Source organism: Acinetobacter sp. 'aerobic (ED)', assembly GCF_904886855.1.
GTDB lineage: Bacteria > Pseudomonadota > Gammaproteobacteria > Pseudomonadales > Moraxellaceae > Acinetobacter > Acinetobacter courvalinii.
The window spans coordinates 1-22,125 of record NZ_CAJHGI010000005.1; the positions used below are offsets into that span (position 1 = coordinate 1).

The window sequence follows — 22,125 nt, forward strand, 5'->3', positions numbered from 1 at the left end:
GGGTGTGGAAGCACGGTGACGTGTGAAGCTGACCAATACTAATTGCTCGTGAGGCTTGACTATACAACACCCAAACAGTTGTTGTATTCAAGATAAATTCAATACATAACTTGATTTAGTGTAAAAACTGGTTACAATACGACTCGATTAAACTAATCCGTTAATAACTCTTTCGGTACTAAGTGGCAAAAAATGTAAGACCACCCAAAACCAAAACAGTTTGCTGGCGACAATAGCAAGAGTGAACCACCTGATCCCTTCCCGAACTCAGAAGTGAAACCTCTTAGCGCTGATGGTAGTGTGGCACTTGCCATGTGAGAGTAAGTCATCGCCAGCTTTTAAATACGAAACACCCCCTAACTAACGTTAGGGGGTGTTTTTTATTGGATAGAGAAAAATACATTGAATAGCATCTCTTGAGGAGTATGTTATTGTTTTATAGGTTGAATCAAAATAACAAAAGGATGACATTTAAATGATCAATAATAACCTTGCTATGACTTCAGAAGAATTCGTAGAGGAATTTAAACTTTTAAGAGATGATCTGATCCAGAGTTACTTTACTGTTGATTCTGAAATATCACGAATCAGTCTATTAGAAAAATCTGGTATGAATCATGAACAGATTCATTTAACTAAAAAAATTGTTTCAGAAGCCCTAACTGATGCGTTGTATACGGTTTTGCTAGGTCTTGATGGTAGTGCAACAATAGGTCAATATCAAATCATGTATAAGCTATTGGATGAGCAATCCAATGAACTGACTGGCGACTTGGAGTCGATCGCATGGGAAAAGTTTCATGGTCAAAATATATAACAACAAATTTGCACATTGTGCACCGAGATGAATTGAGCTTAGAATTTATATTTATGCTATTTAGATATTCCTATGAAATGGGTTGTCGCTGAAACGTATTCTTTTCCTTATGAAGCCCAAATTGCCAAAACTCAACTTGAAGCTGCTGGTATTCCTGCCCGTATTGAAAATGAACATACCATTAATATGGATTGGCTTTATTCCAATGCATTGGGTGGGGTTCGGTTATTGGTTCCTGACCGTTATTTCGAACAAGCACAAGCATTACTGGCGCAAGACTTTAGCCAGGAATTAGAACAAGAGTTTGGTTTAAGTGAGCGTTGTCCTCAATGTGGAAGCACAGATATAAAGCCTTATACGGAAGGAAAACGGCCTGCTTATCTGGTTTTCTTATTACTTGGTTTCCCGTTATTCTCGTATAAACATGGAACCAAGTGTCAACAATGCCAACATTTCTGGAGTTAAGCTTATATAAGCATTGATTAACAGAACCAGATTTGAACTTATACACGGCATCCTGTAAAAATAGATAAAAAATCAAAAAGGAAAAAAAGATGCAATATAAAGGAAGTTGTCATTGTGGAAAATTAACCTTCATTGCGCAGGGTGAACTCACTGAAGCGTTGTCTTGTAATTGTTCAATTTGCCAGAAAAAAGGTTCTTTACTCTGGTTTTTACCTCAGAGTGAAGTTGAGATTACTGTGGATGACGATGCTCAGGCGACTTATCAATTCAATAAGCATGTGATCGAGCATCATTTCTGTAAGGTTTGTGGTATTCACCCTTATGCAATCGGTGTAGATCCTCAAGGGAATACCATATGTGCGATCAATGTGCGTTGTATTGATGATCTGGAACTGGAAAGTATCAAGATCAATCACTTTGATGGTCGTTCGGTATAACCTCAAAATCTAGAGTATAAAAATGACCAAGAATAAAAAGTTAGACCTTGAACAGGTTGCAAGGCTATTCGACATCTTAAAGCAGCGCTTTGAACAAAATATGCATCGTCACAAAGATCTGAATTGGTCTGATATTGAAGGTCGATTACAGCAACAGCCAGAAAAGTTATGGTCACTTCATCAAATGGAAGAAACGGGTGGAGAACCAGACATCATTGTATTGGATGCAAAGTCACCAGAAATTGTCTTTTATGATTGTGCCGTAGAAACACCAAAAGGGCGTAGAAGCCTGTGTTATGACCGTGCTGCTTTAGACGCACGTAAGGAACATAAACCCGATAATAATGCGGTCGATGTTGCTGAAGCCATGGGAGTTGAATTACTCACAGAAGAGCAATATAGGCAGTTACAGGCAATGGAAGATTTTGATCTAAAAACCTCGAGTTGGGTCAAAACGCCAGAGGATGTAAGAGCTTTAGGTGGTGCAATTTTCTGTGATAGTCGTTATGGTCGGGTTTTTACTTATCATAATGGTGCTCAATCTTATTATGCGACGCGTGGATTTCGAGGCCGATTAAAAATATAGTTTTATGCTTTATCACAGGTTTTGACCTATTTTTTAACTTTTAATTTTGCCAAGCGCTTGCTTGGTTTTTCCGGTTTTGCTACTTTAGTGCTCATTCAATAAACAATGATCAATAATTGCTAGGAAGCAGAATATGCACCTTAATCCTTTGTACTATAACGAGCAGCATCTGGAATTTGCCAAGAGTATTCGACGCTTTGTTGAAAAGGAGATTTCGCCTTTTGTGAATGAATGGGATGAGAATGAAACTTTTCCGCGAGAGCTATATAAGAAGGCCGCAGATATTGGTTTATTGGGATTAGGGTTTGAAGAGCAATATGGCGGGATTGCAGGGACAGATGCATTTTATACGCTGTTAGCTTCGATTGAGCTGGCAAAATGCGCGTCGGGTGGTCTTAGTGCTTCTTTACTGTCGCATACCATTGGTGCGCCTCCGATTCAGCACTTTGCAAATGAAGCGGTGAAAGCTGAAGTGCTGCCTCAGATTTTATCGGGTGAAAAAATCTCGGCACTGGCAATTACTGAGCCAGGCGGTGGTTCAGATGTCGCTTCACTCAAAACCAAGGCAGTACGTGACGGTGATTATTTTCTGGTCAGTGGTGAAAAAACCTTTATCACTTCGGGGATGCGAGCAGATTATTACTCGGTGGCAGTGCGTACTGATCCAAATGCGAAAGGGGCAAATGGGATATCCATGCTGCTGATTGATGCGCATAGTGAGGGAATTAGCAAAACCAAACTGGATAAGATGGGATGGTGGGCATCCGATACCGCGCATTTGCATTTTGACAATGTCAAAGTGCCTGTTAGCCATTTATTGGGTCCAGAAAATATGGGCTTTCTGGTGATTATGAATAACTTCAATATGGAGCGTTTTTTCCTTGCTGCCAGTAGTTATGGTTTTGCCCTGACCTGCTATGAAGAGGCATTGGATTGGGCACAGCAACGCCACACTTTTGGCAAGCGTCTAGTTGATCATCAGGTCATGCGTCATAAGCTGGTAGATATGGCAACTCGATTGACCGCAACCCGTGCTTTACTCGAGGACACTGCTTATCGCTTGGGCAAGCCTGAATTGCAAGGCAGTGAACTGATTGCCCAGATTTGTATGTTGAAGAATGTTGCCACTCAAACCATGCAATTCTGTGCCGATGCGGCGGTGCAGACACTCGGAGGCATGGGCTTTATGCGTGGTACCAAGTCTGAACGAATCTATCGTGAAGTAAAGGTCAATATGATTGGCGGTGGTGCAGAAGAAATTATGAAGGATTTAATCAGTAAGCAATTGGGGTATTAAACTGATCTCTAGGAGCTTATTGTATAGGTTCAAGCCAATAAGCTCCTTTTCCCTCTGGATGAACTGCGATATACCAAAGTGATGAATCCTGAGCGTAGACCAAAAACTGGAATCCCTGATCCTGCATTTCTTTCTTTTTACCTCGAGCTGCATTATTCATTTTAATTGGTATGGCACCTTGGGCGCTAAAATAGTTCAGATCTGTGGGGGAAAAGGTAAAAGAACCATGGCCTCTATTTAGGTCTAAATCATTTATTTCAATAATATTTTTTGTACTCGGTGGTAAAATCGGAGGCAGCCAACCACGTTCAAATGCATGTTCAGCTTTCGCATGCTGCAAATCTGTAAACTTGGTTGTAACAATATCATCTGTACAACCCAGTATTAGGCTGGAAAGAAGAATCGTGATGATACGTTGCATATATTTCGCCTAAAGAATTGGCATCAGTTTATTTTTATCGTTATGGGGCCGATATTTCAATAATTAAAAGGCTTGATATTTTTGATCTGTCCAATCGCTATTTAAAATTGCCCAACGTTCATGGTCTTTCCATTCTTTTCCACCGACTCGCAGATATTGGCGGGAGAAGCCTTCTTTCACAAAACCTGCATGTGATACAAGACGAATAGAGGGCAGATTATCGGGTTGGATATTGGCTTCTAATCGATGTAAATTCAGTGTTTGAAATGCTTCTTGTAAAACCAGTTGTAGCCCTTGTCGCATATAGCCTTGTCCTGCATAAGGGTAAAAGGCTTCATAACCCAAGTAAGCAGAATGGAAGTGACCTCGAACGATATTGGAGATGTTAAAAGTGCCGACAATGGCATGATTCTCTTTCAAGCAGACAAAATAACGGTGTTCTTGCGCGAGGTAGTGTTCAAAATTAGCAGGTGGATAGGTCCATGGCCGATGCAGTTGAATACTACTCTGGTAAGCCTGTTTGATTTCGGCTAAATCACTGAGTAGGGGCTTACGTAAATAAATATGCGACATTCTCTTCTTTCTACATTTGGCTTATTCGTATTGCTTTAACTCATTTTCTAATTCTTCTTTTAAGTCGAATGGATCTATAATCCAAACAGAAATATCTAAATTTGGTAGAACTCCAATTTTTATACCATCATCATTTAGAATCTGTAACCATTTTTCGATAAAAGTATTGAGATCGACTTTAGTTGGTGTGAAAGAAGGATAAATTTCACGGAACGAGGCCGCGTAGTCGGCATGTGGCCATATAGGTAAGTATTCTAAATTTTCTTGGGGCGTAACGATAAGATAATTTGCATGTTTATCTTCTAATATCCAGAGTTCTTCCCAGTCACATACTTTTGAAACAAAATGCTCATAACGTTGTTTAGGTGTAAAAGAAAATATATTTTCAATTTGTTTAGGATGCATGCGATAACTCATTATTTCACCGCCATTTCCCAAACCATTTCAGTCAGTTCATCAATTTTGACTTTACCTTCAGGTCTGTACCAGGTTACGGTCCAGGAAATCGAGCCACCCAGCAAACGACGCCAGATAAAAGCTTCATGTTTCACTTTGCCCTGAGCACGTAATTTTTCAATCACGTCTAGCCAAACCTGCTCATATTCATTGCGCATCTTCAAAAGATAGTCTTGCTTCTCTTTAGAAAGGGCAAACCATTCATGTACCAGTACTGCCATCGCCGCACCGGTATCACCGGCAATCGATAATAATTCAGCTTTGATCAAATGACGTAATTGTTGTTCAGGATCGCTTGAGCGTTCAGCCGCTTCTTTTAAACGGGCGAAGTTATAGATAATGGTTTGTTCCATCACCGTCGCCAGAATTTCATCCTTGCTTTTAAAATGATGGAACAGGCTACCTGATTGAATGCCAATAAATTCACCAAGTTGACGAACCGTGGTTTTGTCATAACCTTGCTTATAAAACAGATAGGCTGCGCCCTGTAATAAACGCCCACGTGGACTATCGTCAAAGCAAACAATCTTGGGTATTTGCTCAATTGAAGTTGCGATCATGCCTATCCGTCTATCCTGTTCAAGCTAAAGTGTATTGTAACAAAATTCATTCGATGCTTTGTCTTATCTTTTTATAACAAGCAGTTGCTTGAGTTTGTCTTTTTTTGCCAATACAGCATAGCATTATGTACTTTACAAACCAAGCACTTGCTTGGTAATGTTAAGGCGTTTTTAGCAATAACAATGAGAAAGCGCATGACAACTGTCAAACAGGATGACCAGAGGCTAGTTAAAATTGGGTGTGCATCGGGCTTTTGGGGCGATACCAACACTGCTGCATTTCAGTTGGTCCATCTGAGTGATATTGATTATCTGGTCTTTGACTATCTGTCTGAAATTACCATGTCGATTATGGCCAAGGCGATGATAATGGACCCAAGTCATGGGTATGCGCTGGATTTTGTCAGTCGGGTGATGTCACCACTGATCCATAAAATTGCCGAGAAAAAAATAAAAGTGATCAGCAATGCAGGCGGGGTAAACCCACTGGCTTGTCGTGATGCCTTACAGAAAATCATTGATGAAAAGGGCTTGGATTTAAAAGTTGCAGTGGTGCTCGGTGATGATGTATTGCCAAAGCATGCAGAATTATCAAAACAAAATATTCAGGAAATGTTTAATGGCGATGCGTTACCTGCACAGGTTGCCAGTAGCAACGCCTATCTCGGTGCTGTTGCGATTCGCGATGCCTTGGACTTGGGTGCGGATATTGTGATCACGGGCCGGGTGGTGGATTCAGCAGTCGTACTGGCGCCTTTGTTACACGAATATAAATGGTCACTGCATGATTATGACAAGCTGGCGCAAGGTTCACTGGCTGGGCATGTGATTGAATGCGGTGCACAGTGTACAGGTGGAAACTTTACTGACTGGCGTCTGGTTGAGGGCTTTGACAACATGGGCTTTCCGATCGTGGAGGTCAGCGCTGATGCTTCATTTATCGTGACCAAGCCCAAAGAGACGGGTGGTCTGGTTTCAACTGCGACTGTAGCAGAGCAGATCGTTTACGAAATAGGCAATCCGCAAGCTTATCTTTTACCTGATGTGACTGCTGATTTTAGTCAAGTCCATTTAGAACAGGTGGGCGAACATCGAGTCAAGGTGACTGGTGCCACAGGTCGCGCACCAACCCGGCAATATAAAGTCAGTGCGACTTATGCGGATGGCTACCGAGTTTTGGTTAGTTTCTTGATTGCGGGTCGTGAAGCACCAGAAAAAGCCCAAGTGATTGCTGATGCCATTCTGAATAAATGTGAACGCGTTTTGGCACTACGTTCAGTTCCTCCTTTTAGTGAAAAGTCGGTTGAGATTCTCGGTATTGAAAGTACCTATGGTGTGCATGCCCAAATCCAAGATAGCCGTGAAGTGGTGGTGAAGATCGCGGTCAAACATCTGTTTAAAGAAGCTTGTATGTTCTTTGCCTCGGAAATTGCTCAAGCTTCAACAGGGATGGCACCTGCATTGGCAGGGATTGTCGGCGGCCGTCCGAAAGCATCCGCTGTAGTGAAGCTGTTTTCTTTCCTGATTGATAAAGATCAATTAAAAGTTGAAGTCGACTTTGCGGGGCAGCGTTATCCGGTAAAGGTTCCTGTTGGGCAAAAGGTAGCAGAGGTCGAGCTACATCCCGTTGGTGAAGTGGCAAGTTATCAAGGTGATGAGATTGAAGTCCCTTTGATTGAGCTAGCACATGCACGCAGTGGCGATAAGGGCAATCACAGCAATATTGGTGTGATCGCGCGCAAGGCTGAATATTTACCGTGGATTCGTGCAGCTCTGACCGAGGCCAATGTTGCCGCATATATGCAGCATGTTTTAGATCCTGAAAAATCAAAAGTGATTCGTTATGAATTACCTGAGATGCATGCGCTGAATTTCATGCTGGAAAATGCATTGGGGGGCGGGGGAATCGCCAGCTTGCGGATTGATCCACAAGGTAAGGCGTTTGCACAGCAATTATTGGATATGCCGGTGAAAGTGCCTGCACAACTGTTAGAAAAATATTAAGGATGTAAACATGGGTTATCAATCAATTTTCAGGGCAGATGCATTTGCTGACAAAGTCATTATTGTGACAGGTGGAGGTTCTGGTATTGGCCGTTGTACTGCACATGAATTGGCATCCTTAGGTGCACAGGTCATCATTACCGGTCGAAAAATTGAAAAGCTGGAAAAAGTCAGCCAAGAAATTCTGGAAGATGGCGGCAAAGTGCATTTCATCGTCTGTGATAACCGAGATGAAGAACAGGTTAAAAACATGATTGCCGAAGTTATTGAAAAATTTGGCAAGCTGGATGGATTGGTCAATAATGCAGGCGGACAATTTCCTTCTGCATTAGAGAATATTTCTGCCAATGGTTTTGATGCCGTGGTCCGTAATAACCTGCATTCCACCTTTTACCTGATGCGTGAAGCCTATAACCAGTGGATGGCAAAACATGGCGGTAGCATCGTGAATATGACCGCAGATATGTGGGGTGGTATGCCGGGCATGGGCCATTCAGGTGCAGCACGTTCAGGTGTGGATAACCTGACCAAAACGGCTTCTGTGGAATGGGGCAAATCTGGAGTACGTGTTAATGCAGTTGCACCGGGCTGGATTATTTCTTCGGGTATGGACAACTATAGTGGCGATTTTGCCAAAGTGATCATTCCAAGTTTAGCGAGCAATGTTCCATTAAAACGGATGGGCACAGAGTCAGAGATCTCCTCAGCGATTTGTTATCTACTTTCCGATGCAGCGGCTTTTGTATCGGGCGTCACCCTGCGTATTGATGGAGCCGCATCACAAGGCACACGCATGTATCCATTGGCTGATGCGACCAATAATGACGCCTTTAACGGTTTCCATCGTGCGTTTATTCCTGACATATTCAAAACAGATGGAGAATAAGTATGACGATTCTCCAATCTGAAATTGTAGTGGGTAGTGAACAATACCAACAAAATCGGGAGGCGTTATTAACCCAGTTAGCTGAAGTTCGTGCTGTACAGCAAAAAAGTATTGATAAGTCTTATGCGGCAAAACCTAAGTTTGATAAGAAAGGTAAAATCTTGCCGCACGAACGTATTCGTTTACTATTAGATGCGGATTCACCTTTTGTCGAGCTATGTGGTCTGGTTGGCTACAACATGCATGATGATAAAGATGGTTCCGAAGCAGGCGGTGGTGTGATTGCCGGGATTGGTTTTGTCAGTGGGGTCCGTGCGCTGGTGTCTGCCAGTAACAGCGCAATCAAAGGCGGTACCATGTCACCCATGGGCGTGCATAAAACCCTACGGCTGCAAAAGATTGCCCTGGAACAAAAATTGCCGATGGTGACCTTGACCGAAAGTGGTGGTGCAAACCTGAATTATGCCGCGGAAGTATTTACTTATGGTGGAATGACCTTTGCCAATCAGGCACGTTTATCTGCGGCAGGGATTCCACAAGTGGCGGTGGTGCATGGCAATGCAACTGCGGGTGGTGCTTATCAGCCGGGTTTGTCTGACTATGTGATTGCGGTGCGCAAGCAAACAGAAATGTTGTTGGCAGGACCGCCATTGTTATTGGCGGCAACAGGTGAAGTTGCGACTGCGGAAGAACTGGGTGGGGCAGAAATGCATACCCAAGTGTCGGGTGTCGCGGAATATCTGGCTGAAAACGATGCAGACGGTATTCGTTTGGCGCGTGAGATTTTTGAGCATTTGAATTGGAAAGAGCAAACTGCACAATCCAATCAGAGTTATAAAGAACCGCGTTATGCGGCTGAAGAGCTGTTAGGGATTATTCCACAAGATCCAAAGCAACCCTTTGATATGAAAGAGATCATTGCGCGGATTATCGATGATTCAGATTTTCTGGAGTTTAAACAGGAATATGATGCCTTAACCGTGTGTGGTTGGGCCAAAGTAGGCGGACTACATATCGGCATTATTACCAATAATGGTCCGATCACCCCGCAAGGGGCAGCTAAAGCAGCTCAGTTTATTCATCTGTGTGAGCAGACCCAACGCCCTCTTTTATTCCTGCATAACACCACCGGTTTTATGGTCGGAACCGATGCCGAGCAGAACGGCATTATTAAACATGGTTCCAAGCTGATTCAGGCGGTGGCCAATGCAACAGTACCCAAGATTTCGATTGTGGTAGCAGGCTCTTATGGCGCAGGTAACTATGCCATGTGTGGCCGTAGTTTATCGCCGCAATTTATCTTTGCATGGCCAAACTCACATGTGGCGGTGATGGGCGCGGCACAAGCTGGCAAAGTCTTGCGTATCGTAGCTGAAGGCAAACAGAAAACTTCGGGAATGGAACCGAATCCGCAGATGCTGGATTTTCTGGAACAAAGTACAGCAATGAAACTGGAACAGCAGTCGACGGCGTTATTCAATACGGCCATGCTGCATGACGATGGCATCATTGATCCAAGAGACACCCGTAAGGTCCTGATCTTTTTATTACAAACCATTTTTGAAGCACAACAACGTGAGTTAAATCCAACACGATTTGGTGTATCGAGATTTTAATAATCCCTCCCGACCTCCCTTTTTAAAGGGAGGAGTTCCCCTCTTTAATTAAAGAGGGGTTAGGGGAGATTAATTTTAAGGAACAAAAACAATGAAATTTACCGCAGAACATGAAGCCTTACGCCGTACCACACGCCAGTTTGTTGAAAATGAGCTGAATCCGTTTATTCCGGAATGGGAAGAAGCGGGCCGTTTTCCGATTCATGAGGTATTTAAGAAAATGGGGGATCTGGGCTTATTGGGGATTTGTAAGCCTGAGGAAAATGGTGGTTTAGGACTCGACTATTCGTACAACCTTGTAGTGGCAGAAGAATTAGGTCGTGCTGCATGTGGTGGAGTGCCCCTAGCGATTGGCGTGCAAACCGATATGGCAACACCTGCACTGGCACGCTTTGGCAGCAAAGAGCTGCGCGATGAGTTTTTGAATCCTGCCATTCGTGGTGAATATGTGGCGTCGATTGCAGTATCTGAAGTACATGCAGGTTCTGACGTGGCAGCGATCAAAACCACAGCAAAAAAAGATGGTGATGATTATGTGATTAATGGCAGCAAGATGTGGATTACCAATTCACTGCAAGCCGATTTCTTCTGTTTACTTGCCAATACCTCTGACGATAAGCCACACGTCAATAAATCCATGATTATTGTTCCTGCAAAAACGGCAGGGATCAGCTTTTCAGAACCCTTGAATAAATTGGGGATGCGTTCAACCACGACTGCACAAGTCTACTTCGACAATGTGCGCGTACCGCAACGCAACCTGGTTGGGGTTGAAGGGATGGGCTTCATGATGCAAATGATGCAGTTCCAAGAGGAACGTATGTGGGCCTGTATCAATGCAGTGGGTGGGATGGAAAAAGTCATTCAGCAAACCATTGATTACACCAAGGAACGGAGCACTTTTGGTCAGCCTTTAATTCATAACCAGTACGTTCATTTCCGTTTTGCTGAATTGATGACCGAAGTTGCAGCACTGAAAGCCTTAACTTATCAGGCCTGTGAGCAACATATTGCGGGTGAGGATGTGACCTTGATGGCCTCAATGGCGAAGCTGAAAGCGGGACGATTAAGCCGTGAGGTTGCCGACAGCTGTCTGCAATATTGGGGTGGTAATGGCTTTATGTGGGATAACCCGGCATCACAATTGTTCCGTGATGGGCGCTTAGGTTCGATTGGCGGCGGTGCAGATGAAATCATGTTAGGAATTATCTGCAAGCTCACTGACATTCTGCCGAAGAAACAGAAAAACTAGGGGCTGATGTATGACACTTTCAACTTCTATTGCAGGCTTAGAGATGGATGACAGCATTCAGCTGGAACAGCAAGGCAGTATTTTAACCGTATGGCTAAATCGTCCTGAAAGCCGTAATGCCATGAGTTTGAAGATGGTCACCGCCATTCAGCAGGTGTTTAGCCAGATTGCCGATGATGTCTCGATTCGTGCGGTGATTTTTCGCGGTCAAGGTGGGCATTTTTGTGCCGGAGGCGATATCAAGGATATGGCAGGACTGCGGGTTGAAGCTGCCAATAGTGGTAGCTTACAAGCTTATGTCGATTTTAATCGCCGTTTCGGTGCCATGATTGAGCAAGTGGATCAGGCTCCTCAAACTGTTGTTGCTGTGCTGGAAGGTGCAGTGCTGGGAGGCGGCTTCGGCTTAGCCTGTGTGTCAGATATTGCCATCAGCCGTGATACCGCCCAGTTTGGTTTACCAGAAACCGGCTTGGGGATTTTGCCCGCGCAGATTGCGCCTTTTGTGGTGAAACGGATTGGACTAACCCAAGCCCGTCGTTTGGCATTATTAGGTTTACGCTTTGATGGCAAGACCGCGCTGGATTTAGGTGTTGTTCATCAGGTGGCATCGAATGAAACGGAATTGGAACAGCAGCTTGAACAGACCATTCAACAGATTAAACGTGCTGCGCCTCTGGCTTCCCGTGCGACCAAGGCGTTATTACACCGAACCCTGAATGAACCTTTAGATCAGCTTCTGGATGATGCAGCACAACAGTTTGCAGATGCAGTTGCGGGTGCCGAAGGACAGGAAGGCACCATGGCCTTTATCCAAAAGCGTAATCCGAGTTGGTTTGACTAGAAATCGTACTCAACTGCTGTTTGAACAGCAGCAACGAGGGGATTGAATCGTAGAGATGAAACAATGAGTTTTTCAAAAGTCTTAGTGGCAAACCGTGGTGAAATTGCTGTACGGGTGATGCAAACTGCCAAAGCAATGGGTTATCAAACGGTTGCGGTCTATTCAGATGCCGATGCCAATGCCCGTCATGTGCAGGTAGCGGATGAAGCGGTTTATATCGGCGCATCTAAAGTTTCCGAATCTTATTTATCTATTGCCCAGATTATTGCCGCCTGCCAAAAAACCGGGGCAGATGCGGTACATCCGGGCTATGGGTTTTTGTCTGAAAATACTGATTTTGCCCAAGCCTGTCTTGAGCATGGCATCACTTTTATTGGGCCAACTGCGGCTGCGATCGAGTTGATGGGCAGCAAGCGTCTTTCGAAAATAGCCATGACTCAGGCAGGCGTGCCATGTGTACCGGGCTATGAAGGCGATCAGCAGGATATCGATTATCTGGCTGAGCAGGCTGAGTCTATATGTTATCCTTTGATGGTCAAGGCTTCGGCAGGTGGGGGTGGACGAGGCATGCGTCTGGTCCAGCAGGCTGCTGATATCGTGGAAGCCTTAAAAACAGCACGGTCGGAAGCAGAGAACGCCTTTGGCTCTGGCGAGTTAATCCTGGAAAAAGCCGTGATTGCACCAAGGCATGTCGAAATACAGGTCTTTGGTGATACGCATGGCAATTATGTGTATTTATTTGAACGGGACTGTTCGATTCAACGCCGACATCAAAAGGTGGTCGAAGAAGCACCATGTCCGGTGATGACACCCGAGCTTCGTCAGCAAATGGGGGAGGCGGCAGTGGCCGCAGCCAAGGCCTGTGATTATGTCGGCGCTGGTACGGTCGAGTTTCTACTTGATCAATCGGGTGAATTCTATTTCTTGGAAATGAACACGCGTCTGCAAGTTGAGCATCCGGTGACGGAAATGATTACCGGACTAGATCTGGTGGAATGGCAGTTGCGTGTGGCGAATGGTGAAACTCTGCCTTTACAGCAACATGAGTTGAGCTTAAACGGGCATGCGATCGAAGTTCGTTTATATGCCGAAGATCCACGTCAGGATTTCCTGCCACAAACAGGGAAGGTACTGCGTTGGCAACCCGCAGGTAGCGATGGGATGTTGTCAAATGTCCGTATTGACCACGGCATGTTAGAACAAGGTGAAATCAGTCCCTTTTATGATCCGATGGTGGCAAAAGTGATTGCTTACGGGAAGACCCGTCAGGATGCCATCCGTTTACTCGCCCGTGCCGTGGATGATTGTGTATTGCTGGGGGTGAATAGTAATAAACAATTCCTGGGCAATTTATTACGTCATCCGATTATTGTGGCTGGAGACACCAATACTGCTTTTATTCAGCAACATTTTCAGGATGATGTGAGTCTGCATCAACAAAGCCTGACGCTTGAAATATTCGCTGTGGCAGCCGCACTGTTTAGCCAGAAAAATCAGCAGCAAGTGGCTTGGCAAACGGGTGTTGCTATGCCATTTCCATTGAAACTGAAATATGCCGATCAGCAGCTCTTGTTACATGTACAACATGATCAGCAGCAGCTCAAAGTCGAGTTATGTGATCAACAGGCAATCCTCCAGATTGTCAGAATCAATAGGGAGGAAATCATTTATAGCTGTGACGGTGTTCGCCGTAAGATGGCCTATGTGTTTGATCAAGATCAACTATATCTGGACGCAGGCAATGGTAATGTCATGCTTGAAAATATCACCTATGCCGCACCTGAAGCAGCAGAAGTGGTGGGAGATGGCAAAATCCGTGCGCCAATGGATGGGGCAATTGTGAATCTGCTGGTTAATGTGGGGGATCAGGTGGTAAAAGGGCAAACCTTATTAGTACTTGAAGCCATGAAAATTCAGCAACAGATCAAATCGGATGTCGATGGGGTGGTAGAGGAATTGATTGGTCAGGTCGGCCAACAGGTGAAAAAACGTCAGCAATTATTAAATGTTGCTTTGCTTTGATTTTATGGCTTGATTGAACCCTTGCGACCTGCCATCGCTTGGGTTCAAGCGATTTAAGGGAACATTTTCAAGCGTAAACTCTCTAAACGGCTTTGATACTGCTGTTGCCATTCGGCTTCTGAAAGCTGTGTTTTCAGCGGTTGCATCTCTTGTTGTAACTGCTGCAAGGCCTGCTGATATTGATTGACTTGCTGCTGTTGTTGAGCCTCCTGTTGTTCTCTTTGCTGAACCTGTCGGCGTTGCTGCTCGGTCAAATATTGCTGCTGTAATTGCTGCTTTAACCGTGCCGTTTCTGCCGGGTTGTGTGAGCCTTGCTCGAGCAGATTCAAGGCCTGTTGATATTGTCCGATCTTGCTTTCCTGCTGAGTTGCATCTGGATACTGTTTTTGCAACTGTTCAAAGGCTTTTAAACGTTGTTCAGCACTCAGATTCTGTTTCTGTGCCAGATCATGATAGGCAAAATGATAATTTGCATACTGTCGTTCTTGTCCAAAGCCTAGCATGGCTTCGGCTTGGCCTAAGGTCTGCTCCCTGAGTTTCCAAAGCGCGTCAAAACGTTCTTTAGGAGATAATGCGGTTGAGAGTACCGTGCTTTGCATCTGTTGTTCATATTGCGGAATCCGTTTCAACAGATTCGCAACTAAAGCTGCAAATTTCTGGTCGGGATAATTGGCCAAAGCTTTTGCGAGCGCTGCATTACAGTCAGAGACAGGACAACTGGCTTTAAAATCATTTAGAAATTCAGTGATGTTGCCAGGTTGCTGTTGCAGCATTTTTAATTGTTTTAACAGCGAGTCCTGAAAAATTTCATCCTTGCTTTTATTTGGCATGCTGTCATCGTTCATCTGTGCTGATGAATCCTGAGATGAGGCTGTGGATTTGGTGTACTGGACTGCAGCGGAAGAGGCGGTGCTCTTCCAGACTACAATCGCAACCAAGACCACGACAACAATCAATATTGTCAGCAATAGTCTTTTATTCATACCGCATTCCGTTTATGGTGTGTAATTAAATTGACCCATTACCGGGAAATGATCGGAGAGATCCCAGGTCATGAACAGGGAGTCCGCCGTACTGCGCAGAATACGCACATCATTACGCGACTGTGTTGGCTGACGATGGTTATTGGAAGCCACAATATAGTCCAGATATTCAACATTTGAACCGCCAGAACCTGCCGCTCCTGCCAGCTTATTCACACGTGGATCAAAGGTCGAAGCGGTATAACCTGTGCTTGGTGCTGCGGTTGCATTCAGGTTGGTCAGCATGTCTTGATAATCTTGCGGCCATAACAGTTTATTGACATTAAAATCTCCGCCCATCAGTACGGCATCAAAACTTGGAATATTTTGTTGATTGACCAATTGGCGAATCTGTTTGAACTGGGTCTGGCGTAATGCGCGTGCGGCATCAGTATCAAAAGATGCAGTATGGGTTGATGTCACATGATAGGCCTTACCATTCTTAATGATTTCAGCATAGAGTACGCCTTTATCGGCAAAGCAGTCGGTGCCGGTACAGTCCGGATAAATCAATTGTGCTGTTTTCACGATCGGATAGCGGCTGACAATCACCAGACCACTGTCAAACAGGTTATAGCCCGAACCGACAGGAATATGGGTTTGATACGGATATTGTTGTGCCAGTTGATTCAACATGTCTGTGCGTGAAGAGGCAAAAGCTTCCTGCATCATAATCACATCGTAGCCGTTTAAATGATTGGGCAATTCAGCCAGACGTTCACTAATCTTACTCGCCACCATAGGCAGGGCATAAATATTATACGTCAGGACTTTGAGTTCATCGGCACTGGCTGAAACCGGTTCTGGAACGGTGTTTTGATGAATAGTGTAGTGGAAGTCATCATAACCGCCAGTATATTCGGCTTTTACCGCAGCCTGAGCGGATAAACCCGCATAAGTGGTATTAATCCGATGAACATTACGATCTGAATACCACGGTGATGTTGTCGTCGCGGTTTGGATGCCATGCTGTATGTTGCTGCCAGACCAGGTGCCAGTCATGGTCTGCTTTAAAGTCACTTGTGAGTTGCCGCTGCTGACGATAGTATCAAAGTTATAGGTTTTACCGGATTTGATCCCGGTATAACGGTTGATCCTTAAAATACGTTTGGTTTCATAAGGGGCGATTTGTGTGGCTTCCTGTGCCCATTCATTGCCTTGCTGTAAGGCCGCTCCCGTCTGATTGACTTGTACCGATACCGTTTGCGGTGTGGTATTGGTCACAAAAACATAGGAATCAGCCATCGCCTGCTGACTCGAAAAACCACTAATCAATAACGCAACCCCTGCGCCGAGTTTTAAGCTTTTCAGCTTCATTTTTCTCTCCATCGTGCTCATTATGTTGGAACAAAAACGAGATGTGTTATTAAAATTATTCATTTATGAAAAATTTATGATCGTTATTTGTTCGAAAATTATAATAATGAAAAAATATTGCTAAATCATTTAAATTAATGACCATTCATCTGATGTTTTGAAAACTCTATCTTATTTATAGTTATGAATATTTTAGAGAGAACTAAACGGGGTCCAAAATCTTTCTAAGATCGTAAAAATATACAAGTGTTCATAAACGAAAATAAATAGGTGGATGCAAATTCTATGATGCATAAAATGAAAAAAATCTGACAAGGATGACACCCTGTCAGATTAGTTATTTTATGAGGTGTTTAGGCTTGATCTGCTTCGGAAATCGCCGTACTGGCCTGCTTTAGGCTATAAAGAAGCTGGCCTAATAATACGTCCTTGTTACTTAAGGTCACCATAACCATCGGATGATGCTGGGCCGGGATAGAGGTCAGGATCGCTTTACCATTTTCAGCATCCAGTGTAATACTTTGACATCCGGTTAACTGGATTTCATTCAGAAAAGCCGTGACCATAGCCAGAATTGAACTACTGACAGCAGCCAGCTTGGTACTGTTATACGGATTTTTCTTATAAATTGCCGCGAGTTCAAACCCGTCTGTTGAGCAGAGCATAATATAATCCACCCCTCGAATATTCATCAGAATATCATTGGCTTGAGCCTTGGCAAACTGGATCAGCTCTTTGGGTGCGGTACGTTGCTGACTGGGAATACTGAACATAATTCTTCTCTTTTATAAAGTAATTAATTTGTTGCTTTTAAATTGACTTCTAATGCTGCAATAAGAGATTCAATCATGAGCAAGATATGCTCTTGTTTACGCGCATCGATAAAAAATAGAGGATAGTGATAGTCATTCTGAATCAGCCAGTCCCGATAGATCGTAGTCGGCTGTTCTTTGTTTTCATCGACATGGGTAATGCCAATCGAAATATTCTGGGTGTAATCTTTAAAGGTTTCCAGATAGGCTTCAAGTTCTTCAATCGGCACTTTGCTGTTATGGTCGACCAGTAAAATAACGCCCAAGGCACCTTGGCAGATCACTGGCCAGATAAAATCAAAACGTGATTGACCTGGTGTCCCGTACAAGCCGATCTTTACCCCGTCATCCAGCGTAATTTCGCCATAATCAATCCCTACCGTGGTTTGCATCTTGTTATGGGCCTGACTGTCTGTGTTTAATGCCTCAGTCGCAAGCACAGGAATTTCTGAAAGCGATTTAATCGCTTCGGTTTTTCCTGCGCCCATACTTCCTGCAAAGACAATTTTATATTGTTGGAGAATCATAGTATTCCTTAAAGCCCAAAGCGGCGTCTGATTTTGCCGAAAAATTTATTTAAAAAACCTTTTTGTTCAATCGTTTGTTCTTCAGTTTCTGTTTTTAGGTAATGACTTTCTGAAGCAGGAATAATGCCGCCATTGTTCGAAATCATGCAGGCCGCAATAAACTGTTGAACCGTTTGAATGGGAAGTTTTAGCTGTGTGGCGACCTGATAAAGTTGCGCGCCTTGTATAAAGCAGGCTGAAAGTAGTAGGGCGGTTTTACGACCTTCGCTTTGAGCAGGCTGCGGCCAGTATTCGATTTTATAATATTCATTTTCGTTGGGTGCCAGACGTTGGAATTCGATCGAGTGCCAAAACAGATTCCAGACCCAGTCCTGTAAGTTATATTCCACTTTACGGGACACTTTAGTGAAATTGGAGGTGGTTGCAAATTCGTATTTAAAGCTGTGATTGGTTTTGGTATGAATGCGTGTCGGCTCCAGCCAGGCAATTTGACTACGGGTATCGATGATGGCCAAGGTACCGTGATCATCAAAAAGATGCAGTCTGGCATTATCGGGATTGAGCATATCCGTCAAATATTTTTCATTAATGGCATTGTGGCTGGAAACGCGTTCGGTTTTGGGTTGCTGGGATTGTTGATGAGAGAGATAGCTCAGTAGACGAAACTGAATCCAGTTTTTTAATGCCTCGCTATGCTGAAACGGTAAATACAGGGTATTGTGTTGTTCGATATGATCTGAGCCTTCTCCTTTCGCCACTTTTAAGCAGGGTAGTTGTTTTTGTTTTAAAATGCGTTGAATGCCTTCGGACTCGAAGAAATTTTCATTGATTAATAGTAAGTCGATATTGGGATCGGCAATATTGATCCAGTTTATGCCAAACTCGTGTGGTATGGTTTTTCTAAGTTCTATTTTTAATTCATCTGAAACTTTTAAACTTATACCTGAAATTGCGATATTAATGCAATGTCCATTCATAGTATCACTTTAATGTTTTTAAAATATTGGACTGCAAAAAATAGCCATTATACTAAAGGCTAATAATAGGCAACTTGTATTATTTCTATTTTATGATAATGAATAAATAAAATAGAAATATATACAAGAAACCTAATGTATTAAATATTTTTAAATTAAGAATTAAGCAAAATCTAACTCTTTTTCGAAGGTTTTAAGTTCGTGACGCGCCATGGCAAGATTTGATTTGGTACGGTCTAAAACAAGATAAAGGAACAAATTGCCATTGCTTTCTAATGGACGGATCAAGTGATATGCCTTACCTAAGGTGATCAGGATATCTTCAATATCATCGTTAAGTTTCAATGAGTTGGCTACGCGACGTTTGGCGCGGATAACTTCGGTATTACCAGCAGCTGCCAATTCTAAATCCAGTGAACCCCCACCTTGTGTTGCTAGCGCCAAACCGCTTTCTGTATCTACTAATGCTGCTGCAACGAACCCATCAATATTTGTTAAGCTTTCTAATGAAATTTTAGCCATGATTTTATCTCTACTGATACATCTTTGTTTATGAATTTATATATACACTACTTTTGTTTTTGATTAGTTTTCAAAAGTAGATAAATTTATTATAGGAAACTCTTTTATTAAATCAATCATGCTTTAGATTAATTGAAATTTAAGGAGTGCTAATAATTGACATTTTTTGTCAGATTAACAAATAAAAATATTAATTAAGATGAATAATTAATTGTTAGTGTGATTTTATTCACATTAATAATTAAGATAAATATGTAATTGGGATTGTAAATAAATGTAAATTTATTAATTAGAAAGTTTGAATTATTATTTTAATAATGATTAATTTTCTACTAAAATGATGATAAAGAAAGAATTTAATTCTTTCTTTATCGGCTTGTCTCAAATCAGCCAGAGATTAACTGGCAATATGAACAATACAAAAATATAAGAATGACCAATGCTACCAGAGGAGAAACAAGATAGGCCCAGCCGGGTACCACTGGCGGGACAATATCTGCAGCTTCATGCGGCTCATGAGCCTCAGGTTTGGCCTGATTTACCATCTGGTTAAACTCCTGCATGGTGGCTTCAAGAGAAACCTCTTCTTGAACAACCGGTTTGGAGCCCAATAACTCTGTCAAATGGTTGGTTGACCAGACCCAGTCTTCCGCTTGGCCGGATAGATGTTCAATTTGACCCATTAACAGTTCGGTCAGTCCGGTTTGTCCGAAGCTGCCGGTCTGGTCAAGCTGCTTTAACTCTGTTAGTTGTAAAGCCAGTACTTCTGAAACACTATTTTCGAGTTCAGACGCTTTAAGCTCAGACTGATTATGCGGGGAGGTGGTCAGGTGACGAGCAATCTCTTGGATATAAAGCGGATCAGCGGTTTGAACTTCCTGATAAAGTTTCTGGGGATTCTGTTTCCATAAGCTGATTAATTGTCCAAGAGTTAAAATATTGACTTCATCAATATAAGACTGTTTTTCTTTTGGAGAATATTGGCTAAAAAGCTGCGGTTTTTGAATTTTAATCTGTTCAGCAAAATACTGAACCAAGTCAAATGCCATTGTGTCTCTCCTTGCTTAATCTAAAATTCTGAGTGAAGGTTTCTTTTTCGTAGGTTCTGCTTCTTGCTTGGTTTGTTCTGTTTCTGGTGCAGCAGTTTCTTCCATATCTTCATATTCAGAAGGATCAAAGAATAGGCCTTGTCCATTTTCTCTGGCGTAAATTCCAAGTACGGCACGGATAGGCACATAAATTTCTTTGGCAACACCGCCAAAACGGGCGGAGAAAGTGATCGCATCATTACTCATATGCAGTTGATGCACTGCATGCGGCGCGAGGTTCAAAACAATTTGCCCATCTTTTACAAATTGTAGCGGAACATCTGTGTGCGGTTGGGTTGCATCCACTAACAAATAAGGCGTCAGCTGGTTATCGCAAATCCATTCATAAATGGCACGAGCAAGGTATGGGCGTGTAGGCGTAAAAGTTATTTGCTCAGACATAATTGAAAAACTTATTAAATCGTAGAAATCAATTCATTGTAGCTGTTTTTTTCTTGAGCTGTCATTGATTTAATGAAAGATGGGCGGCTAAAGATACGATGACAATACAAGAAGATCGGTCGGCAATGCTGTGCCGGTAATTCGATTCCCATACTTTTAAGGCGCAAGAAGATCGGGGCTAGCATGCAGTCCAGAATCGAGAAGGTTTCTGACATGAAAAATGGAAAATGCTGAAACAGGGGCGTCAGTGAAATCAAGGTATCCCTGAGTTCTTTCTGTGCTTTTTGTTTTTGTTTCAGGTCCAGGCTATCGGCATGTCTGAGCATATGATCTGCCAGTTTGAACCAGTCCTGTTCAAAGCGCCAGATATATTGTCGCTGTTCAGCTCTGGCCATCGGTGCATCGGCATAGAGTTTATTCTGGCGATAACGGTCATCTAGATATTCAGCAATCACGTTGGCTGAAAATAGCTTTAGGTTTTGTTCAATCAACATCGGCAGCTGATTGTAGGGATTGAGGTCTGCCAAATCCTCATCTTCATGGTCAGTGATAATGAGCTGATATTTGATTTGTTTTTCAGCAAGTAAAAAACGAATCCAGTGTGAGCGGAAATCATCTGCATGACTATAAAGCGTAATGCCTTGCACAGGGCTTGGGGGATTTTCTAAAGACATAAATCCAAAAAATTCTGATTGACTGTTTAGAATACTAAAATTAACGTTGGAAAGCACTTAAACATTAATAATATGAGCCTTACAGAATAGATTTATTATTCAATAAGTTCAATGAGAGAAAATAGAATGAAACGAGATTATCTGATTGTATTGTGCGGTGTGTTGTTACTAGGTGGTTGTGCGGGTTCGCCTAAGGGAGTGGGGCAGAGCAATAGTTCTTCGGTAGAGAGTGAGGCGGCAGCTGATGCCGTGATTGCTGCTGGGGCTGATGAGGATAGTGGGCAACAATATGGTGGCATTAAAAAGCAGTATGTGGTCAAAAGCTGTCAGGTGACCATTTTTAATGATGGACCGATCCAGATGGTACATGAAAAAACCGGGCAGCCGTGTAATGCACCGATTCCGAAAGATCATCAATTTTCCAAAAGCACTCGAAGCTATCAGCAAAATGGCTGTACTGTCACCGAATTTGCTGCTGCCGATGGCACAGGTGATGCAGTCATGGATTGTTCTAAAAAGAAGTAATAAATAAAGGCAATAAAAAAAACCTC

Annotated in this window: 25 protein-coding genes and 1 rRNA gene; 13 read left to right on the forward strand and 13 right to left on the reverse strand. The window is 43.1% G+C overall.

The features are described from left to right. Positions 1-222 precede the first annotated feature (222 nt). From rrf to JO943_RS11295, 6 genes are all read left to right on the forward strand, one after another. Positions 223-337, forward strand: a 5S ribosomal RNA gene (gene rrf, locus JO943_RS11270). Positions 338-475: 138 nt separating this feature from the next. After that, positions 476-817 carry a hypothetical protein gene (locus JO943_RS11275; protein ID WP_202740815.1) on the forward strand — a complete coding sequence of 114 codons (342 nt, stop codon included), beginning with the start codon at positions 476-478 and terminating at the stop codon, positions 815-817. Positions 818-889: 72 nt separating this feature from the next. After that, positions 890-1,282: a DUF2007 domain-containing protein gene (locus tag JO943_RS11280; protein WP_005226724.1), complete on the forward strand. Its 393-nt coding sequence runs from the start codon at positions 890-892 to the stop codon at positions 1,280-1,282. 89 nt (positions 1,283-1,371) lie between these two features. Then, positions 1,372-1,719 carry a GFA family protein gene (locus JO943_RS11285; RefSeq protein WP_005226725.1) on the forward strand — a complete coding sequence of 116 codons (348 nt, stop codon included), beginning with the start codon at positions 1,372-1,374 and terminating at the stop codon, positions 1,717-1,719. A gap of 22 nt (positions 1,720-1,741) precedes the next feature. Beyond that, positions 1,742-2,305 carry a DUF4256 domain-containing protein gene (locus JO943_RS11290; RefSeq protein WP_005226734.1) on the forward strand — a complete coding sequence of 188 codons (564 nt, stop codon included), beginning with the start codon at positions 1,742-1,744 and terminating at the stop codon, positions 2,303-2,305. 133 nt (positions 2,306-2,438) lie between these two features. Next, positions 2,439-3,602: an acyl-CoA dehydrogenase family protein gene (locus tag JO943_RS11295; protein ID WP_202740816.1), complete on the forward strand. Its 1,164-nt coding sequence runs from the start codon at positions 2,439-2,441 to the stop codon at positions 3,600-3,602. A gap of 16 nt (positions 3,603-3,618) precedes the next feature. Here the strand turns inward: JO943_RS11295 and JO943_RS11300 are convergent, their stop codons facing one another. From JO943_RS11300 to JO943_RS11315, 4 genes are all read right to left on the reverse strand, one after another. Then, positions 3,619-4,023: a hypothetical protein gene (locus JO943_RS11300; RefSeq protein WP_202740817.1), complete on the reverse strand. Its 405-nt coding sequence runs from the start codon at positions 4,021-4,023 to the stop codon at positions 3,619-3,621. Between the two features lie 63 nt (positions 4,024-4,086). After that, a complete protein-coding gene (locus JO943_RS11305) occupies positions 4,087-4,596 on the reverse strand; it encodes a GNAT family N-acetyltransferase (protein WP_202740818.1) in 510 nt (169 codons plus the stop codon). 21 nt (positions 4,597-4,617) lie between these two features. Beyond that, the gene (locus tag JO943_RS11310; protein WP_202740819.1) at positions 4,618-5,001 is read right to left on the reverse strand and encodes a DUF2750 domain-containing protein; all 384 of its coding nucleotides are present in this window, start codon (positions 4,999-5,001) and stop codon (positions 4,618-4,620) included. An 11-nt stretch (positions 5,002-5,012) separates the two neighbouring features. Beyond that, a complete protein-coding gene (locus tag JO943_RS11315) occupies positions 5,013-5,612 on the reverse strand; it encodes a TetR/AcrR family transcriptional regulator (RefSeq protein ID WP_032875072.1) in 600 nt (199 codons plus the stop codon). Between the two features lie 195 nt (positions 5,613-5,807). On the opposite strand from JO943_RS11315, the gene JO943_RS11320 reads away from it, so the two are divergent. The 6 genes from JO943_RS11320 to JO943_RS11345 all read left to right on the forward strand — a co-directional run bounded on the left by JO943_RS11320 (position 5,808) and on the right by JO943_RS11345 (position 14,233). Beyond that, complete coding sequence (locus JO943_RS11320) at positions 5,808-7,616, forward strand: acyclic terpene utilization AtuA family protein (protein ID WP_202740820.1); 1,809 nt, start codon at positions 5,808-5,810, stop codon at positions 7,614-7,616. Positions 7,617-7,626: 10 nt separating this feature from the next. Continuing rightward, positions 7,627-8,502: an SDR family oxidoreductase gene (locus JO943_RS11325; RefSeq protein WP_005226744.1), complete on the forward strand. Its 876-nt coding sequence runs from the start codon at positions 7,627-7,629 to the stop codon at positions 8,500-8,502. A gap of 2 nt (positions 8,503-8,504) precedes the next feature. Beyond that, positions 8,505-10,118: an acyl-CoA carboxylase subunit beta gene (locus tag JO943_RS11330; RefSeq protein WP_202740821.1), complete on the forward strand. Its 1,614-nt coding sequence runs from the start codon at positions 8,505-8,507 to the stop codon at positions 10,116-10,118. A 91-nt stretch (positions 10,119-10,209) separates the two neighbouring features. Beyond that, complete coding sequence (locus JO943_RS11335; RefSeq protein WP_202740822.1) at positions 10,210-11,370, forward strand: acyl-CoA dehydrogenase family protein; 1,161 nt, start codon at positions 10,210-10,212, stop codon at positions 11,368-11,370. A gap of 10 nt (positions 11,371-11,380) precedes the next feature. Beyond that, entirely contained in the window at positions 11,381-12,211 is an 831-nt protein-coding gene (locus tag JO943_RS11340; RefSeq protein WP_202740823.1) for an enoyl-CoA hydratase/isomerase family protein, read from the forward strand. 63 nt (positions 12,212-12,274) lie between these two features. Further along, positions 12,275-14,233 (forward strand): acetyl/propionyl/methylcrotonyl-CoA carboxylase subunit alpha, encoded by a 1,959-nt coding sequence (locus JO943_RS11345; protein WP_202740824.1) that lies wholly within the window; start codon positions 12,275-12,277, stop codon positions 14,231-14,233. 53 nt (positions 14,234-14,286) lie between these two features. On the opposite strand, the gene JO943_RS11350 is transcribed toward JO943_RS11345, so the two are convergent. The 9 genes from JO943_RS11350 to JO943_RS11390 form a co-directional block, all read right to left on the reverse strand. After that, positions 14,287-15,216, reverse strand: coding sequence for a lipase secretion chaperone (locus tag JO943_RS11350; protein WP_202740825.1), 930 nt, complete (start codon positions 15,214-15,216; stop codon positions 14,287-14,289). Between the two features lie 12 nt (positions 15,217-15,228). Beyond that, entirely contained in the window at positions 15,229-16,572 is a 1,344-nt protein-coding gene (locus JO943_RS11355; RefSeq protein ID WP_202740826.1) for a sphingomyelin phosphodiesterase, read from the reverse strand. Positions 16,573-16,925: 353 nt separating this feature from the next. After that, positions 16,926-17,345, reverse strand: a complete 420-nt coding sequence (locus JO943_RS11360) for a roadblock/LC7 domain-containing protein (protein ID WP_004775657.1) — start codon at positions 17,343-17,345, stop codon at positions 16,926-16,928. Positions 17,346-17,368: 23 nt separating this feature from the next. Beyond that, the gene (locus JO943_RS11365; protein WP_005226752.1) at positions 17,369-17,911 is read right to left on the reverse strand and encodes a GTP-binding protein; all 543 of its coding nucleotides are present in this window, start codon (positions 17,909-17,911) and stop codon (positions 17,369-17,371) included. A gap of 8 nt (positions 17,912-17,919) precedes the next feature. After that, positions 17,920-18,888 carry a hypothetical protein gene (locus JO943_RS11370; RefSeq protein WP_202740827.1) on the reverse strand — a complete coding sequence of 323 codons (969 nt, stop codon included), beginning with the start codon at positions 18,886-18,888 and terminating at the stop codon, positions 17,920-17,922. Positions 18,889-19,050: 162 nt separating this feature from the next. Next, entirely contained in the window at positions 19,051-19,410 is a 360-nt protein-coding gene (locus tag JO943_RS11375) for a hypothetical protein (protein WP_004775651.1), read from the reverse strand. Positions 19,411-19,796: 386 nt separating this feature from the next. Next, a complete protein-coding gene (locus tag JO943_RS11380; RefSeq protein ID WP_202740828.1) occupies positions 19,797-20,459 on the reverse strand; it encodes a hypothetical protein in 663 nt (220 codons plus the stop codon). 15 nt (positions 20,460-20,474) lie between these two features. Then, positions 20,475-20,900, reverse strand: a complete 426-nt coding sequence (locus JO943_RS11385) for a ClpXP protease specificity-enhancing factor (protein WP_005226757.1) — start codon at positions 20,898-20,900, stop codon at positions 20,475-20,477. 14 nt (positions 20,901-20,914) lie between these two features. Then, entirely contained in the window at positions 20,915-21,574 is a 660-nt protein-coding gene (locus JO943_RS11390) for a glutathione S-transferase N-terminal domain-containing protein (RefSeq protein WP_004775645.1), read from the reverse strand. A gap of 126 nt (positions 21,575-21,700) precedes the next feature. Here JO943_RS11390 and JO943_RS11395 point away from each other — a divergent pair, with 126 nt between their 5' ends. Then, entirely contained in the window at positions 21,701-22,099 is a 399-nt protein-coding gene (locus tag JO943_RS11395; protein ID WP_202740829.1) for a hypothetical protein, read from the forward strand. Positions 22,100-22,125 lie beyond the last annotated feature (26 nt).

Coding starts and splice junctions, on each gene's coding strand:
- JO943_RS11305 (WP_202740818.1), bottom strand. CDS start 4,596: ATGTCGCATATTTATTTACGTAAGCCCCTACTCAGTGATTTAGCCGAA.
- JO943_RS11355 (WP_202740826.1), bottom strand. CDS start 16,572: ATGAAGCTGAAAAGCTTAAAACTCGGCGCAGGGGTTGCGTTATTGATT.
- JO943_RS11360 (WP_004775657.1), bottom strand. CDS start 17,345: ATGTTCAGTATTCCCAGTCAGCAACGTACCGCACCCAAAGAGCTGATC.
- JO943_RS11300 (WP_202740817.1), bottom strand. CDS start 4,023: ATGCAACGTATCATCACGATTCTTCTTTCCAGCCTAATACTGGGTTGT.
- JO943_RS11345 (WP_202740824.1), top strand. CDS start 12,275: ATGAGTTTTTCAAAAGTCTTAGTGGCAAACCGTGGTGAAATTGCTGTA.
- JO943_RS11285 (WP_005226725.1), top strand. CDS start 1,372: ATGCAATATAAAGGAAGTTGTCATTGTGGAAAATTAACCTTCATTGCG.
- JO943_RS11325 (WP_005226744.1), top strand. CDS start 7,627: ATGGGTTATCAATCAATTTTCAGGGCAGATGCATTTGCTGACAAAGTC.
- JO943_RS11350 (WP_202740825.1), bottom strand. CDS start 15,216: ATGAATAAAAGACTATTGCTGACAATATTGATTGTTGTCGTGGTCTTG.
- JO943_RS11385 (WP_005226757.1), bottom strand. CDS start 20,900: ATGTCTGAGCAAATAACTTTTACGCCTACACGCCCATACCTTGCTCGT.
- JO943_RS11295 (WP_202740816.1), top strand. CDS start 2,439: ATGCACCTTAATCCTTTGTACTATAACGAGCAGCATCTGGAATTTGCC.
- JO943_RS11315 (WP_032875072.1), bottom strand. CDS start 5,612: ATGATCGCAACTTCAATTGAGCAAATACCCAAGATTGTTTGCTTTGAC.
- JO943_RS11365 (WP_005226752.1), bottom strand. CDS start 17,911: ATGATTCTCCAACAATATAAAATTGTCTTTGCAGGAAGTATGGGCGCA.
- JO943_RS11380 (WP_202740828.1), bottom strand. CDS start 20,459: ATGGCATTTGACTTGGTTCAGTATTTTGCTGAACAGATTAAAATTCAA.
- JO943_RS11310 (WP_202740819.1), bottom strand. CDS start 5,001: ATGCATCCTAAACAAATTGAAAATATATTTTCTTTTACACCTAAACAA.
- JO943_RS11340 (WP_202740823.1), top strand. CDS start 11,381: ATGACACTTTCAACTTCTATTGCAGGCTTAGAGATGGATGACAGCATT.
- JO943_RS11375 (WP_004775651.1), bottom strand. CDS start 19,410: ATGGCTAAAATTTCATTAGAAAGCTTAACAAATATTGATGGGTTCGTT.
- JO943_RS11370 (WP_202740827.1), bottom strand. CDS start 18,888: ATGAATGGACATTGCATTAATATCGCAATTTCAGGTATAAGTTTAAAA.
- JO943_RS11280 (WP_005226724.1), top strand. CDS start 890: ATGAAATGGGTTGTCGCTGAAACGTATTCTTTTCCTTATGAAGCCCAA.
- JO943_RS11290 (WP_005226734.1), top strand. CDS start 1,742: ATGACCAAGAATAAAAAGTTAGACCTTGAACAGGTTGCAAGGCTATTC.
- JO943_RS11330 (WP_202740821.1), top strand. CDS start 8,505: ATGACGATTCTCCAATCTGAAATTGTAGTGGGTAGTGAACAATACCAA.
- JO943_RS11335 (WP_202740822.1), top strand. CDS start 10,210: ATGAAATTTACCGCAGAACATGAAGCCTTACGCCGTACCACACGCCAG.
- JO943_RS11390 (WP_004775645.1), bottom strand. CDS start 21,574: ATGTCTTTAGAAAATCCCCCAAGCCCTGTGCAAGGCATTACGCTTTAT.
- JO943_RS11275 (WP_202740815.1), top strand. CDS start 476: ATGATCAATAATAACCTTGCTATGACTTCAGAAGAATTCGTAGAGGAA.
- JO943_RS11395 (WP_202740829.1), top strand. CDS start 21,701: ATGAAACGAGATTATCTGATTGTATTGTGCGGTGTGTTGTTACTAGGT.
- JO943_RS11320 (WP_202740820.1), top strand. CDS start 5,808: ATGACAACTGTCAAACAGGATGACCAGAGGCTAGTTAAAATTGGGTGT.